General features: G+C 58.4%; 17 protein-coding genes and 3 pseudogenes. 5 read left to right on the top strand and 15 right to left on the bottom strand.

Annotated features, from left to right (window positions below):
• Positions 1–104 precede the first annotated feature (104 nt).
• Complete coding sequence (locus ASE07_RS10755) at positions 105–1,067, bottom strand: Bug family tripartite tricarboxylate transporter substrate binding protein (RefSeq protein WP_057290826.1); 963 nt, start codon at positions 1,065–1,067, stop codon at positions 105–107.
• A 112-nt stretch (positions 1,068–1,179) separates the two neighbouring features.
• The gene (locus tag ASE07_RS10750; RefSeq protein WP_057290825.1) at positions 1,180–2,238 is read right to left on the bottom strand and encodes a tartrate dehydrogenase; all 1,059 of its coding nucleotides are present in this window, start codon (positions 2,236–2,238) and stop codon (positions 1,180–1,182) included.
• A 237-nt stretch (positions 2,239–2,475) separates the two neighbouring features.
• Here ASE07_RS10750 and ASE07_RS10745 point away from each other — a divergent pair, with 237 nt between their 5' ends.
• On the top strand, positions 2,476–3,414 hold the full coding sequence (locus tag ASE07_RS10745; protein ID WP_057290824.1) for a LysR family transcriptional regulator: 939 nt from the start codon (positions 2,476–2,478) through the stop codon (positions 3,412–3,414).
• Positions 3,415–3,537: 123 nt separating this feature from the next.
• Here ASE07_RS10745 and ASE07_RS10740 read toward each other — a convergent pair whose 3' ends face one another.
• From ASE07_RS10740 to ASE07_RS10705, 8 genes and pseudogenes are all read right to left on the bottom strand, one after another.
• The gene (locus ASE07_RS10740; protein WP_057290902.1) at positions 3,538–4,554 is read right to left on the bottom strand and encodes a type I asparaginase; all 1,017 of its coding nucleotides are present in this window, start codon (positions 4,552–4,554) and stop codon (positions 3,538–3,540) included.
• Between the two features lie 39 nt (positions 4,555–4,593).
• Entirely contained in the window at positions 4,594–5,370 is a 777-nt protein-coding gene (locus tag ASE07_RS10735) for an aspartate/glutamate racemase family protein (RefSeq protein ID WP_057290823.1), read from the bottom strand.
• Between the two features lie 183 nt (positions 5,371–5,553).
• Positions 5,554–5,866 (bottom strand): annotated as a pseudogene (locus ASE07_RS29425) (ABC transporter substrate-binding protein); the annotation flags it as partial.
• Position 5,867: 1 nt separating this feature from the next.
• Positions 5,868–6,557 (bottom strand): annotated as a pseudogene (locus ASE07_RS29420) (branched-chain amino acid ABC transporter substrate-binding protein); the annotation flags it as partial.
• Between the two features lies 1 nt (position 6,558).
• Positions 6,559–6,776: pseudogene (locus ASE07_RS29665) on the bottom strand (ABC transporter substrate-binding protein); the annotation flags it as partial.
• A 1-nt stretch (position 6,777) separates the two neighbouring features.
• Positions 6,778–6,999, bottom strand: a 222-nt coding sequence (locus tag ASE07_RS29415; protein WP_235548425.1) for an ABC transporter substrate-binding protein, incomplete at its 3' end; no start/stop codon positions are given.
• Positions 7,000–7,123: 124 nt separating this feature from the next.
• The gene (locus ASE07_RS10710) at positions 7,124–7,645 is read right to left on the bottom strand and encodes an Rrf2 family transcriptional regulator (RefSeq protein WP_156396528.1); all 522 of its coding nucleotides are present in this window, start codon (positions 7,643–7,645) and stop codon (positions 7,124–7,126) included.
• An 87-nt stretch (positions 7,646–7,732) separates the two neighbouring features.
• Positions 7,733–7,918 carry a hypothetical protein gene (locus ASE07_RS10705; RefSeq protein ID WP_057290818.1) on the bottom strand — a complete coding sequence of 62 codons (186 nt, stop codon included), beginning with the start codon at positions 7,916–7,918 and terminating at the stop codon, positions 7,733–7,735.
• Between ASE07_RS10705 and ASE07_RS10700 the strand changes: the two genes are divergently transcribed.
• From ASE07_RS10700 to ASE07_RS10685, 4 genes are all read left to right on the top strand, one after another.
• Positions 7,917–8,765, top strand: coding sequence for a helix-turn-helix domain-containing protein (locus ASE07_RS10700; RefSeq protein ID WP_057290817.1), 849 nt, complete (start codon positions 7,917–7,919; stop codon positions 8,763–8,765). The two genes, ASE07_RS10705 and ASE07_RS10700, sit on opposite strands and share 2 nt — an antisense overlap.
• A 17-nt stretch (positions 8,766–8,782) precedes the next feature.
• A complete protein-coding gene (gene lipB, locus ASE07_RS10695; protein WP_057290816.1) occupies positions 8,783–9,421 on the top strand; it encodes a lipoyl(octanoyl) transferase LipB in 639 nt (212 codons plus the stop codon).
• A 43-nt stretch (positions 9,422–9,464) separates the two neighbouring features.
• Complete coding sequence (gene lipA / locus ASE07_RS10690; RefSeq protein ID WP_057290901.1) at positions 9,465–10,466, top strand: lipoyl synthase; 1,002 nt, start codon at positions 9,465–9,467, stop codon at positions 10,464–10,466.
• A 338-nt stretch (positions 10,467–10,804) separates the two neighbouring features.
• Positions 10,805–11,500 (top strand): phosphatase PAP2 family protein, encoded by a 696-nt coding sequence (locus tag ASE07_RS10685; protein WP_082584085.1) that lies wholly within the window; start codon positions 10,805–10,807, stop codon positions 11,498–11,500.
• 103 nt (positions 11,501–11,603) lie between these two features.
• Here ASE07_RS10685 and ASE07_RS10680 read toward each other — a convergent pair whose 3' ends face one another.
• The 5 genes from ASE07_RS10680 to ASE07_RS10660 all read right to left on the bottom strand — a co-directional run bounded on the left by ASE07_RS10680 (position 11,604) and on the right by ASE07_RS10660 (position 14,755).
• A complete protein-coding gene (locus tag ASE07_RS10680) occupies positions 11,604–12,131 on the bottom strand; it encodes a peroxiredoxin family protein (RefSeq protein ID WP_057290815.1) in 528 nt (175 codons plus the stop codon).
• Positions 12,132–12,225: 94 nt separating this feature from the next.
• Complete coding sequence (locus tag ASE07_RS10675) at positions 12,226–12,666, bottom strand: DsrE family protein (protein WP_082584076.1); 441 nt, start codon at positions 12,664–12,666, stop codon at positions 12,226–12,228.
• Between the two features lie 182 nt (positions 12,667–12,848).
• Positions 12,849–13,436 carry a LemA family protein gene (locus ASE07_RS10670; protein ID WP_057290814.1) on the bottom strand — a complete coding sequence of 196 codons (588 nt, stop codon included), beginning with the start codon at positions 13,434–13,436 and terminating at the stop codon, positions 12,849–12,851.
• Positions 13,437–13,524: 88 nt separating this feature from the next.
• On the bottom strand, positions 13,525–14,166 hold the full coding sequence (locus ASE07_RS10665) for a BON domain-containing protein (RefSeq protein ID WP_057290813.1): 642 nt from the start codon (positions 14,164–14,166) through the stop codon (positions 13,525–13,527).
• Positions 14,159–14,755 (bottom strand): phosphoheptose isomerase, encoded by a 597-nt coding sequence (locus tag ASE07_RS10660; RefSeq protein ID WP_057290812.1) that lies wholly within the window; start codon positions 14,753–14,755, stop codon positions 14,159–14,161. The genes ASE07_RS10665 and ASE07_RS10660 overlap by 8 nt, the downstream gene beginning before the upstream one ends.
• Positions 14,756–14,822 lie beyond the last annotated feature (67 nt).

The raw sequence follows: 14,822 nt of genomic DNA, 5'->3' as shown, positions 1-14,822 counted from the left end.
AGTGGCGGCCATGGGAGTATCGCCGGTTGGCGATGTCAGGCAGCAAAGCGGCCATGCAGCGGTATACCTCTGCCGCATGGCCACATGCCCGCGCGGATAGGATATTACTTTTTGCCGAGGCCTGCGTCCTTGGCATCCTGCAGGTAAACCTTGCTGCGCTGGGCCATGAATTCGGGCATCTTGTCGACCGAAATATCCACGATGTCGAAGCCGCCATCTGCCAGCTTCTTGCGCATGTCGGGATCGCTGTTCAGGTCCGCCATTATGTCGGAAATTTTCTTCTGGATATCCTTTGGGGTGGACTTGGGGACGGCGACGCCGCGATACGCGCCATCCACCCAGTCAAGCCCGACTTCCTTGAAGGTCGGTACGTCCGGAAAGGCCGGGTGACGCTTTTCCGAGGCTACCGCAAGCAGGCGCATCTTGCCTTTCTGCTGAATCGCGAATGGCAGGTAAGTCATCGCCGCGTCCACATGGCTGCCCAGCATCGAAGAGATCAGGTCGCCTGTCCCCTTGAACGGGACATACGTCGTTTTGACGCCGGCCTGCTTGTTGAAACGCTCATGCGCCATGTGGTTGGCGGACAGGCTGCCCGAGCCGGCAATATTGATCGAATTCGGCTTTTCCTTCGCCGCTTTCACCAGGTCCTGGTAGGTTTTGAAGGGGCTGTTGCCGGGCACCACCAGCGCGTCCGCCGTGAAGTGATAGAAGTAGACCGGCGTGATGTCGTCGGTCTTGTATTGCACCGAACCTTCGAGCGGCTGCAGCACGATATGCGGCAGGTTCACGCCGGCAATCGTATAGCCGTCGGCAGGCATGCTGTTGAGTTGCCCCCACACCAGGCCGCCGCCCGCGCCCGCTTTGTTCAACACCACCATCGATTGCTTGTACTTGGTCTTGAATAATTCGGCTTGCAAGCGCGCCACATAGTCCGACTCGCCGCCCGGCGGGAAGGGAATCACGTATTGAACCGGCTTGTCGGGATAATTCTGCGCCTGAGCGTGGGCTGCGGGATGCAGCGCAGTCAGGCCCAGGGCAACAATGCTGATCAGCTTTGTCAGTGTCATTTCAGTCTCCAGTCCGTAGTTGTTTTATCTGCACGGTGTTGTCTCCAACTCGCTTGCATGCCGCCTGACGACATTACTGCATTACTCGATTGCCATATTACTGCGGGGCGTGCTAGCCATTGATACGTTCACATACTGCGCGGGTCACATCGGCAGTCGTTGCGCTACCTCCAAGGTCGGGTGTGTGGATACCACTTGCCGTCACCTGTTCAATCGCCTTCATCAATGCGCGGGCCGCCTCCTGCTCGCCAAGATGCTCAAGCATCATTGCGGCCGTCCAGAACGTGGCAATGGGATTGGCAATGCCCTTGCCGGTGATATCGAATGCGGAGCCATGGATGGGCTCGAACATGGAGGGGAAATTGCGCTCGGGATTGATGTTGGCCGTGGGACCAATGCCAAGGCTCCCGGACAAAGCCGCCGCCAGGTCCGACAAAATATCGGCGTGCAGATTGGTGCCCACGATGACGTCCAGCGTGTGCGGCTTGAGCACCATGCGGGTGGTCACCGCATCGACCAGTTCGCGGTCGGTCTGCACGTCGGGGTATTGTTTCGCGACTTCAAAAAAGATTTCATCCCACAGCACCATGCCGAAACGCTGCGCGTTGGATTTGGTCACCAGTGTCAGTCGCTTGCGCGGACGCGTGCGGGCGAGCTCGAATGCAAAGCGGTGTATGCGTTCGACACCGACACGGGTGAACACTGCGGTCTCGGTCCCCACTTCAGTTGGCAGGCCGCGATGGACGCGTCCGCCATTGCCCGCATATTCGCCTTCCGAATTCTCACGGACAATAATCCAGTCGATTGCACTACCCTGATGCAGCGGACTTTTTACGCCAGGCAGCACACGTGCCGGGCGCACATTGGCATACTGATCGAAGCCTTGGGCGATCGGCAGGCGCAGGCCCCAGAGTGAAACGTCGTCCGGCACTTTCTGGCTGCCGACGGCGCCAAAAAAGATGGCGTCGAATTGTTTGAGACGTTCCAGTCCTCCCGGCGGAATGTAGTGACCGTGCTCAAGGTAGTAATCGGAATTCCAGGGGAAATGCTCGACCTCAAGCCGGAATCCGCCGATGCGGCGCGATAGCGCTTCCAGCACTTCCAGTCCTGCTGAAATGACTTCCGGCCCGATGCCATCGGCCGGGATCGAGGCGATTTTGTGTACACGCATAAATTTGGTCCTTGGAGAAATATGTGGGCGCAAAAGCGGCAATTTCCCGAATGCAAATGCGGGACTCGCATGATGCGCATGACAACTTTAGTGCGTTCTCAGACTGGCAGAACGCGAGTAAAGTTAAACTACCTTGTCGTCAGAGTTAATACTATGAACACCGCCATCAGCATGAAAGCGCATGGCAAATGGCAGAGCAGGGCATTTTGAGGGGCGCTTGAACATGACGCGGACATCATGAAGCAGACATCGGAACTGAACTTCTTCCTTACCATCATCAAGGCTGGCAGCCTCTCCGGCGCGGCGCGAGAATTGGGCATCACTCCGCCAGCCATCAGCAAGCGCCTGGCGCAGATGGAAGAGCGCCTTGGCGTCAGCCTGCTGAACCGGTCGACGCGCCGCCTCAGCCTGACGACCGAGGGAGAGCTGTATCGCGATGATGCGATGCGCATCCTGGCGGATATTGATCGTATGGAGCAGCGCGTCAGCCGTGGCCGTACCGACGTAAAGGGTCGGCTGCGGATCAATGCGCCGCTCGGCTTCGGCAGGGTGTACATCACGCCGCTGGTCTCCGACTTCGTCAAGCGGCATCCCGGCATCGAGATTCAGCTGCAGCTGACCGACGCACCGCTCAACCTGGTGGATGAAGGCTTCGACCTCGGGATACGCTTTGGCGAATTACCCGACACCCGCATCATTGCGCGCAAGCTGGCGGCCAATCGCCGGTTGCTGTGCGCCAGTTCCGCTTACCTGCAGCAACACGGCACGCCTGTCGTGCCGCGAGACTTGCTTGCACATAACTGCATCGTGCTACGGCAGAATGAAACGGCTTATGGTGTCTGGACCTTCAGCAAAGACGGCAAAACCGAAACGGTCAAGGTGACCGGGCCGGTGACAAGCAACGATGGTGAGGTGACGCTCAACTGGGCGCTGGAAGGGCACGGCATCATCATGCGTGCCGAATGGGATATCGCCAAGTACTTGCGCAGCGGACGGCTGCAACTGGTGCTGGAAGACTATACAACGCCGCCGGCAGATATTTTTGCAGTCTACCCGGAGCGGCACAGCGCTTCGGCCCGGGTGCGGGCGTTCACTGATTTTTTGGTGGCAAGCTTTGGCGAACGGGCCAGCGCATCGACGGACGCCGTTACCGCGGCATCGCCCAGGACATGGTAAATGGCAAGGCACAGGAAATGACGTGCGGCCCGGCCATGTGCGGCTTGCCGCTGATCCCGGTCGTTGATGCTGGCCGTTGAGGCTGGTCGTTGAGGCTGCTTGTGATACCGGTGATGCCAGGTTTTACAGTGCGCTTACTTCACCGCAGAGAGGGCGCTGGAATTGCTCCCTGATTACGTCGGCGGAGAGTCCCATCGCAAGCAGATGATGCAGCTTGACGTAAATCGCCTCGAAGGTCATGTCGCATGCGCCGATCACGCCAACCGCACTCATGCCCGCACCGGCCGCATAGGTACCAATGGCCACTTCCGCATGCAGGGACTGGCTGCAGGCGACAGTGACCACGCCATTGCGTCTTGCCTCGTTCAGCATCTGCAGCAACGCCGGGTCGCGGTCGGGTGCATTTCCCGAACCAAAGCATTCCAGGATCAGCGCCCTGGGCTTCAGATCCAGCATCGCCCTGACGACACTCATCGGCATACCCGGCACGAAACGTACCGGCAATACCAGGTCCTGCCTGTAGTCCGGCAACTCGAAATGCTCGTGCGTGGGGCGCGGCAGCAAGGCATCTTCGTTCAGCCGGACCTCAATGCCGATCTCGGCAAGCCGGGGATAGTTCGGGCTGTCAAAGGCTTCCAGCCGGGTCGAGCTGACCTTGGTCGAGCGATTGCCTCGCAGCAAGCGCTGATGAAAGCAGATCGCGACTTCATGGATTGCATCCGACGCCGCCAGCTGCAAGGAGGTGATCAGGTTTTGCGCCGCATCGGAGCGCGGTACGCCCAGTGGAATCTGTGAACCGGTGACAATGACGGGCTTGCGCAAGCCTTGCAGCATGAAGGACAAGGCAGTCGCCGTATAAGCCATGGTGTCGGTGCCATGCAGGATCACAAAGCCGTCGTAATCCTCATAACGCGCAGCGATGTCGCGGCCGATGGTCTGCCAGTCCTGGGGTCTGGCATTGGTACTGTCAATCGGGCTCGGATAGGCATGCAGGGTATAGCGCGGCAGACCGTCACGATAGGTGTCCAGCAGACGCGTCAGCACGCCGGCGAAGTCGGGCATGGGTGCGTAACCGTTGGCGGCCTTTGCCATACCGACGGTACCGCCGGTGTAGATCAGGCCGATGTGTTTTCCGTTCATCGTTGTCAGCATTCTTCAGGGTAAGCGGGGATGGCTGGTTCAGCCTTCCCCGGGTGCTTGGTATGCCAGTTGCGCCAGTCGCCGCGCAACCAGTGCGGTGACATCGATCAGCTGCTTGCCGGCGGCATCTTCGTTCTGCAAGGGAATCAGCGGCAGTTCAGTACAGGCCAGCAGCACAGCGGGTGCCTGCAATTGCCGGAGCAGCGCCTGGAATTGTTCGCGCACATGCGGTGCCGTGCCGCCGTAGGTTTTCACGTCATAGATCAGTTGATGCAAGCGCGCGGCCTGTTCTCCTTGCGGCACTTCCACCTCCACATGGTTTGCCAGTTTCCGGTAATGGGACCAGTCGCCGAGGTCGGTCACCGGTCGCGCGCCAAGCAGCGCTACGCGTTGTATGCCGCTGTGCTGCAGAAAGTCGACAACGACGTCGGCGAAGGACACCAGTTTGGCCGGCAGGCCAAGCGCGTCGAGCTGCGGCTGATAAAAATTCAGGGTGTTGCAGGCGATTGCGTAATAATCCACGCGTTGCGCGATGGCCGTCGCGGTATCGCGCATGCAGTGCCATACAAGCTCATGATTGCGGTCCAGCTCCATCGACAGGCCCAGTGTCGGCTCGGACAGGATGGTCACGTTCGGCGCATCGAGATCGCCGCGGAAGCGGCTTCCGTACAGCGCGCGATTTGCCTGCAGCAGTTTGTTCCACAGGTCGATCCCCGCTTCCGGACCGGAACCGGTAATAATGCCTATCCTGCTGCGGGGCGAAGCCTGCGGTAAGCGCGACGACTGCGATGACCGGAAAGAAGATATCGAATGCATTGCCGGCAATTCCCTGTGTGAGATGGTCAGGGTAGTTTGGCAGCAGTTTGACCTCACGTCATTATTTCAGACAATGGCGCGCCCTTCCCGGCGGTGTGCCGGTACCGGGCTGTCAGACTGGGATTCTGGTGAGATGCGGCCGTCCGGCTTACCGGTCGGCCGCATTGATGCACTGTTTGCGAATTACTTCACGACAGCGATTTGCTCACGCTTGCCACCCTTGTAGGTGTACAGGGTCAGCGTGCCGTTCTTGATGTCGCCCTTCGGGTCGAAGACGATATTGCCGGTCACGCCCTTGTAGTTGATCTTCTGCAGTTCTGGCAGGTACTTCGCCGGATCTGCGGAATCAGCCTTCTTCATTGCTTCGACCATCACCATGATGGAGTCATAGACGTACGGAGCGTAGATCTGGACGTCGGCATTGAACTTCTTCTTGAAGGCAGCACGGAAGTCTTCCATGCCCTTCTTCTGTGCTTCTTCCACACCGCCTGCTTCGNGGAGCGTAGATCTGGACGTCGGCATTGAACTTCTTCTTGAAGGCAGCACGGAAGTCTTCCATGCCCTTCTTCTGTGCTTCTTCCACACCGCCTGCTTCGGCGCAGACCACCTGGCCGTCGCCAAGCGCATCGCCAGCCAGATTTGCCAGTGCTTCGGAGCAGATGCCGTCGCCGCCCATGAACTTGGCGTTGATGCCCAGTGCCTTCATCTGGCGCAACATCGGACCTGCAACCGCGTCCATGCCGCCGAAGAAGACGACGTCCGGGCTCTTGGCCTTGATGGAAGTCAGAATCGCGTTGAAGTCGGTTGCCTTGTCATTGGTGTACTGCTGTGCCACGACTTGCGCGCCCTTGCCCTTCGCGCCCTTGAYGAATTCTTCAGCAACGCCCTGGCCGTAGGCGGTACGGTCGTCGATCACGGCGACCTTCTTGGCYTTGAGCTGSTCTGCTGCGTAACGGCCGAGTGTGCCGCCGAGCTGGCCATCGTTAGCCACGACGCGGAAGGCCGACTTGAAGCCTTGCTGCGTGTACTTYGGGTTGGTCGCGGACGGGGAGATCTGCGGGATGCCTGCTTCGTAATAGATCTTCGATGCCGGGATGGTGGTGCCGGAGTTCAGGTGACCGATCACGCCGTTGACCTTGGCGTCGACCAGCTTCTGTGCTGCAGCCGTGCCCTGCTTCGGGTCAGCCNGCCGGGATGGTGGTGCCGGAGTTCAGGTGACCGATCACGCCGTTGACCTTGGCGTCGACCAGCTTCTGTGCTGCAGCCGTGCCCTGCTTCGGGTCAGCCGCATCGTCTTCCGCCAGCAGTTCGAACTTGACCTTCTTGCCGCCGATGGTCACGCCCTTGGCGTTGAGTTCGTCGATCGCCATGCGGGCGCCGTTTTCGTTGTCCTTACCCAGGTGAGCNTTCGAACTTGACCTTCTTGCCGCCGATGGTCACGCCCTTGGCGTTGAGTTCGTCGATCGCCATGCGGGCGCCGTTTTCGTTGTCCTTACCCAGGTGAGCGATCGCGCCGGAGATCGGACCGACGTGGCCGATCTTGACGACTTGTTCCTGTGCCGAAGCGGCGCCTGCGAATGCAAATGCGATTGCGCCAGCCAACGGGATCATTTTTGTATTGAACAGCATGTGTTGTCTCCTAAGGATGAACAGGATGAAAGATACTACTAGCTTGCCTGGACAGCGCAGTGCGTCCAGGCGAAGGTCGCTGGCCTCGCGGCCGGAATGCTTGAATGCGTAAGTGCTTATGTAATCACGTAAATGCCACATCAAAAGCCTTGTTTGCAAAGTGGCTCTGCGTGCTGCTTCGCGGCGCTGGAAACATACCGGCAGCGCTGATTTTCAGCCGGTCGAGGGAGAACTGGCGTAAATGGGTGAACACGCTTTGATTTATCGCAATCATCGCCTGCATCACAAGCAGGTCAACGTCATTGGGCACACGATCGGCGGCGTTCCTGCCGCCGGGACGGCAGCGCGTTTGCTGGGTAGCAAGGACACAGCGGAATACATCTTCAAGCGTGACCAGGCTGGCTTCGCAGGCCAGCATCCAGCGTTCGGGCGCATGCGGATCGGGCCGAAGCAGGCCGTCGCGTGCCAGGGCGGCGCAGAGTTTGGTAATTTCTTTCTCGGGGCGGCCGGTTTCTTCTTCGATCTGGGCGATGCTGACGGAACGCGGTGCGCTCGATACCAGTCTGGCGAGAACCTCTGTCACGGCGAAGAAGCGATCATGCAATCCGCTGTTCCCGAGTATGCAATCTTCTACGGTAACCATCATGTCTCCTTTGTGAGGTCATTCTGCGTAAACAGGCATCGGTTCGTGGCCGTGCCGGGGTACGCAGGTAGTGCTCCGTTGTGATGTGTTCTATTTTTTTCTCCCCCGTTTGGGGAGTCGCTTCTTTGTTAAAAAAGCGACTACAACTTGGATGGCAACTTTAGGGATAAACCACACCGAATACCATTTCGCTAATTGGCGTGACTTGATGCTGCTTGATGCTAAAATAGCGTCAAGCAGCATCATAGTTTCCATAAACCAAGGAAATGCATCCATGTCCACACTGTCCGTTCCCGCCAAGGCACCCCACGCCGCCCAGCGCGAATTCAGCGACAACTTGCGCATGCTGTGCACCTATTACCGCTCGGTCGCCGATGTATGCCGGAAGCTCAACGTCAACCGGGCTCAGTTCAACCGCTACCTGAACGGCACCAGCAAACCATCGAGCCACACACTGGAGCGCATCTGCGATTTCTTTGGCGTCGAACCGGCCGAGATTTACCTGCCGCGCGAGCATTTTCACCAGATCATCCAGGTTCGTCCAAAGCAGCGCACCGAACGCGCTGTCCACAGTGAACACATCAGCCGCCTGCAACACCAGACCATCGGCAAGTTCGACAAATACCTTGGCTACTACTACGAGTATTACCACTCGATGAGTGCGCCCGGAAAAGTGCTGCGCGGACTGGTTCACATGTTCAACCACGAAGGCGCGATCTACCATGAGCGGCTGGAACGCTTTCCCCAGCATGCGAACCTGGACGAAACCTACAAGTGCAAATACATTGGCGGCGCGTTTTACCTGAACGACCGTATTTTCCTGGTGGACTATGAATCGCTGACCGGCAACGAAATCGCGCAGACCATCCTCTTCCCGACCTATAAGAACAAAGTGGCTCGCCTGTCCGGCCTGATGCTCGGCGTTTCGTCGAGCAACCAACGTTCCATCGCCTGCGCGCGGGTAGTATTTGAATACCTCGGCAAGAGCATCGACGTGCGCAAGGCGATGCGACTGTGCGGCCTGTTCGATCCCAAGCGGGACGACATCGATCCGACCATCCTGAAAGTGATCGACAATTCTCCGCACAAGGACCAGCACCACTTCTACACAATTCCGCTTTAAGGTCTACACTCGCGTCCATGCGCACTCCCTTGCTGACCGACCGCGGCGTCGAACCCTACGAAACCACGTTTACGGCGATGCGCGCCTTTACCGATGCGCGCGATGCCGAGACGCGGGACGAGCTCTGGCTGGTCGAGCATCCCCCTGTCTACACACTCGGACTGGGCGCCGATCCTTCGCATGTGCTCGATGCGCACGGGATTCCGGTGGTCCAGACCGACCGCGGCGGCGAAGTCACCTACCACGGACCGGGCCAGGTAGTGATCTATCTGCTCATGGATCTGCGACGCAAACCGGGCGCACGGCTGTTTGCGCGCGAGTTTGTGAACAAGATCGAGCAATCGGTGATCCAGACCTTGCAGGCGTATAATCTTTCGGGTGAACGCAAGCCCGGCGCCCCGGGCATTTACATGGCCGATGGTCCCTGGAAAGGCGCGAAAATCGCCGCCCTGGGCTTGAAGGTCAGGGGCAACGGCTGCACCTATCATGGTGTGTCGCTCAACGTCGCCATGGACCTTGCCCCGTTTTCCTGGATCAATCCCTGCGGCTACGAAGGCCTGGCCACGGTGGATATGCGGACAGTGGGGGCCGACGCGCCGACGCGCGATGTCCGGCTGGCACTGGCGCACAACCTGACCGAACTGCTGACTGCGTAACCACAAATCAAGCTCTAGCCCTCGTCATCGCGGCATGGCCGAAATGACAACTGAACAAGCGATCTGCACGATGACCACTGAAAAAGAAGCTCTCGCCTCCTCCGTCTACAACCCGAGTGAAAAGCAGAAAGGCGCCGGCAAGACCGCCCGCATCCCGATCAAGATCATTCCTGCCGAAAAGCTGGCCAAACCGGACTGGATTCGCGTCAAGGCGGCGTCGCCGACTACGCGCTTCTATGAAATCAAGGACATCCTGCGGGCCAACAACCTGGTCACCGTCTGCGAAGAAGCCAGTTGCCCCAACATCGGCGAATGTTTCGGCAAGGGCACCGCAACCTTCATGATCATGGGCGACAAATGCACCCGCCGTTGCCCGTTCTGCGACGTTGGCCATGGTCGCCCGGATCCGCTTGACCCGAATGAACCGGAGAGCCTGGCCAAGACCATTGCCGCGCTCAAGCTGAGCTATGTGGTCATTACGTCGGTCGACCGCGACGATTTGCGCGATGGCGGAGCGGGTCACTTCACCGACTGCATCCGCCGTGTCCGTGAATTGTCTCCACAGACACGCATTGAGATCCTGACACCCGATTTCCGCGGCCGCATGGACCGCGCGCTGGAGATCCTGAAGACGGCGCCGCCCGATGTGATGAACCATAACCTCGAAACCGTGCCGCGCCTCTACAAGGAAGCCCGTCCCGGTTCCGACTATGCCTACTCGCTGAACCTGCTCAAGCGCTTCAAGGAATTACACCCGGAAACACCGACCAAGTCCGGCATCATGGTTGGCCTGGGTGAGACCGATGAAGAAATCCTGCAAGTGATGCGCGACCTGCGCGCGCACAACGTCGACATGCTGACCATCGGCCAATACCTGATGCCGTCCGGCGATCATTTACCGGTACGCCGCTATGTCCACCCCGACACCTTCAAGATGTTCGAGGATGAGGCTTACAAGATGGGTTTCGTGCATGCCGCAGTCGGCGCCATGGTGCGCAGCTCTTACCATGCGGACCAACAGGCGCACGGCGCAGGAGTCGTCTGACATTGCCATCGTTGCAGCGGCGTTGATGTACGCGCCGCTGCACCTTATCTCCTCCCAACTAAGTGTCACCTTCCTGCTACATGTCTATTGGGGCATCGTTCGCCTTTGAGGTGAATTAAGGCCGCTGCCATCTGCTGCCGAGACAATACGTGGCACGATGCTGGCAACACTGATGTGCCCGTGCACTGGCGCGTACTGGTGCAATTTTCCACGTGGCCGATGACCGCCTCCTGTCCGGAAATGTGCCGGACGCCTGCGTGGCGCCATCCGGCGCAATTGCAGAATCAGTTACAAATCCGCATGAACTTCCCATTGGCGCCTTTGCCATATTGGTATCTATGATTGAATGGTCTGAAATTACACGCTTCGGCGACGTCACTATCACCTGCTTCGCAGCACTTGCGATCGCAGCGTGGCTGCTTGCCGAAAATGAAAACCGGCTTGCACTGTGCTGGAGCCTGTTGTTTGCTACCGGTATGGCAGTGGTCGTGGCAACCAAGATGGCTTTTATCGGCTGGGGTATCGGCATTCGCGCAATCGATTTCACCGGATTCAGCGGACATGCGATGCGTTCTACCGCAGTCATGCCGGTGCTGTTTTATCTGATGCTGGAAAAAGCGCCACGGTCAGTGCGGGGAGTCGGTGTACTGTTCGGCCTGGTGTTCGGCATTGTGGTGGGGATTTCGCGCCTTGCTGTCCATGCGCATTCGGTGTCTGAAGTGATCGCCGGCTGGATGCTGGGGGCGGCAGTGAGCGTCAGCTTCATCTGGGTTGCGGGGAATACGCTGCGTAATCAGGTATTTAATCCCCTACGTGTCATGGTCAGCATGCTGGCACTGCTGACCGCGCCCTATGTCCATCCGGCGCCAACCCAGCAATGGCTGACAAAAATCACCCTGTTTGTGTCAGGCCATGACGAGGCGTTTCCCCGCCGCGATTGGCAACAACTGCGGCCGCGTATCGAATTTGGACAGCGGGTACCCGCATCCACTTCAACCATGCCTGCGCGATCCGGCGCAGCCACTTCGCTGTAGACAATGCAATGCGATAGCATTCAACGCCACACTAATAAAAAAGCGCCCGTCGGGCGCTTTTTTATTGGTGCTGCGGTATTGCGACTGGCGACTGCGGTGGAACTCACGCTGCCAGCGCTTTTTCCAGTAATTGATGCAAGGCGGCGAAATCCGGTTCGCCGACATAGCGCTTGATAATGTTGCCATTCTTGTCGATCACATAGGTGGTCGGTGTAAGTTTGACTTCATCGAACGACTTGGCTACGTCACCCTTGGTATCGAGCGCGACGCGGAATGGCAAGCTTCGCGTCTGCGCATAATTGAGCACATAGTTGGGGGGGTCGTAGCTCATTGCCACTGCAATAAAATCCAGTCCCTTATCCTTGAACTTGTTATAGGTCTGCACCATTTCCGGCATCTCCTTGACGCAGGTCGTGCAGCTGGTCGCCCAGAAATTAACCATCACCACCTTGCCACGCAGGCTTTGCAAGCTTACCTGTTCACCGTTGATGCCATTGAACGTGACATCGGGCGCCGCTTTCTCGTTGGAAAGAGAAAAATAACCGACCGCCGCGATCACAGCGATGATCACAACCCCCAGCACCTTGATCCAGGTGCGATTGCGTTGTGTGGAATGTTCTGCGGTTTGCATGGAGAGGGTCCGAATGACAAATGACGAATGACGAGTAACGACAGGAGAATAAGGTGATTATAGTCCGCGGTAGCAAACGCCGCCGGTTACCAGATCAAGGACGGATGTAAACGTAGCCCTCTTTCGCCTGCAGTCTTGCCAGTTCAACCACACCCGCAGGCACCAGCTTTGCCTCCGGTACCAGTTGGGAAGGTGAGACATCATGCGCTGTGAGTGTATTGCCGCACACCTTGAATTCAACGCCCTGGGCAGCGAGCGCCGTAATAGCGACATCAAAGGGCTTGCCGTTACGCTCCCTGGCGCCGGCCAGCAAAAAGCGAATGCCATCCCCATTGGCGACCACCGCGATCCTGGTATCGGGCTCTGCGCGCAAATGGTTGCGGATGTTTGCCATGGCGCGCGATGCCTGGTCGATGCCATCAGCAAGGTGATAGACCACCTTCACGGGTTCTGCGGCAACTGCAGGCAAACCGTGGCCGAGTGTGAGCGCGGGCAGCAAGACGGCGATGGAGGTCAGAATGGTGCGTCGCTTCATGGTGGTCGGGGAAGATGAGAATGTTGAAATACTGGAATGTTTGTGTGACGAAACGTTCTTGATCGCAGGTACGGTGCCAGCGTAACCGAATGATAATCCGGCTGGCAAAAACCTGCCTCGGCGACCGGAAGTCCACGATCTGGCTAGAACGCTAATAATGCATGGACGGTGCCGCGCTCGTCTCAGCCAATTGGCAACACTGTATCGTGACGCTCGCGAATTTCGGCGATCGGCAATGGGAAGGCAGGTGTAAAAGCAAATACCGCCGCAATGACCGAGCGTGGAAACAATGCGCGGGAGCCGTTGTACTGCTCGACGCTTTCATTATAGGTGTGCCGTGCAAATGCGATGCCGCTCTCCACGTCGCGCAAATCGTCAAGGATGGACATCGCGGTGCCATTGTCGACCGCAGCGCCTTCATTCCATGCCTCCAGCATGTGGCCTAGCACCCGCGCAAGCTCGCCTTCGGTCAGCGCCATGCGCTGCATCGCCCTCATGCTGTTCATATTGGCCGCAGCTGCGGTGTTGGCTTCGAGCGCACGGTTGCGTGCAACAACCACAGCTTCAAGGAGCTCTCGCTGCTGCTTCATCGCACCATTGGCTGTCTCCACCAGTGCCGGGGCCAGGTCGTAACGTCGCTTCAGGCAAACATCCAACGCCCGGAAGGCTTGTCCCACCTGGCGGCGCAGGCTACCCAGGCGGCGGTACGCTCCCACTCCCCAGAACAGTAGCAGCAGTGCCAATACGCCTGCGGCGATCCATGCTGTCATCGTCTTCCTCAAAACAAAAGGCCGCAGATCGGTGTGATCTGCGGCCCAATATAGCATTGCGAATGCCGGGTACCCGGCGGTTTTACAATTATTTGCCGTTCTGCGTGTCAGGCGAGTTGGTCAACTGGCGCAGGTCTTCCTCAGAGATGTATTCGAATACCTTGACGACCTTTTGCACGCCATTGACGCCACGCGCCACTTCCGCCGCCAACTGGCCTTCACGCTGGGTGACACGGCCCATGAGATAGACCACGCCGCGCTCGGTGACAACCTTGATCGAGTTGGCCGACAGGTCGCGCGCATCGACGAATGCCGCCTTCACCTTGCCGGTAATGAGAGAATCGTTGGAGCGCGAGGTGAAGCTGGAGGTGCCGGCGATTTCAAGATCGTTGACGATGGACTGCACGCCTTCGATAGCGCCAACTTCGCGCTCTACAGCGGCCTTCATCGCCTCGTCACGGACTTCTCCGGTGAGCAGCACCTTGCGGTTGAAACTGGTGACGTTGACATGGCCGGCATTGCCGACCACGCTGGGTACGCGTGTCTCGCCCTTGAAAACGATGGCCTTGTCTTCTGTTTGCGCGCCAAAGGTACGGCGATCGGTAGCCGACAACGTGCCGACAACCGCGCTTCCGACTGCCATTTCAACGCAGCCCTGCAGGCTGGTAACGACAACACCGCACAGTACTGCTGCGGCCAACGGACGTGTAATACGCGTCCACTTATTCATGCAGATCCTCCCCAAATAACGCGACATCAATGCCGTCGCAAATACAATGAATCGTGAGCAGATGCACTTCCTGGATACGTGCGGTACGGTCGTGCGGTACGCAGATATGGACATCGGCTTCCGTCAGGCGCTTGCCAATGGTGCCGCCGCCCTTGCCTGTCAGCGCCACGATGCGCATGTCGCGCTCAAGTGCGGCATCCACGGCCGCCAGCACATTGGCCGAGTTCCCCGATGTCGACAAGGCCAGCAAAATATCGCCGGCCTGGCCGAATGCCTGTACCTGCTTGCTGAAAATGTCGTTGAAGCTGTAATCATTTCCTACTGCGGTCATGATCGAGGTGTCGGTGGTGAGGGCCAGCGCCGGCAGGGGCAGGCGCTCACGTTCGAATCGGCCGACCAGTTCGGCAGCGAAATGCTGGCAATCGGCAGCCGAGCCGCCATTCCCGCAGGCAAGTATCTTGTTGCCATTAGACAAGGCCGTGAACATGAGTTCCACAGCCTGCGAAATCGGCTCCGCCAGCTCTGCGGCGGCACGGGTCTTGAGTTCGGCACTTTCCTGGAAGTGCGCCTGGATGCGTTGGTTCATCATGATGCTGGGGATTATAGTGCACACGCGCCGGATGAATCGCGCAGACAACAAATTGATGCAAAGTATT

It is taken from the genome of Noviherbaspirillum sp. Root189 (assembly GCF_001428545.1).
GTDB lineage: Bacteria > Pseudomonadota > Gammaproteobacteria > Burkholderiales > Burkholderiaceae_D > Noviherbaspirillum.
The sequence above is the reverse complement of the archived record's forward strand: the minus strand, read 5'-3'. Positions and strand labels throughout refer to the sequence as shown.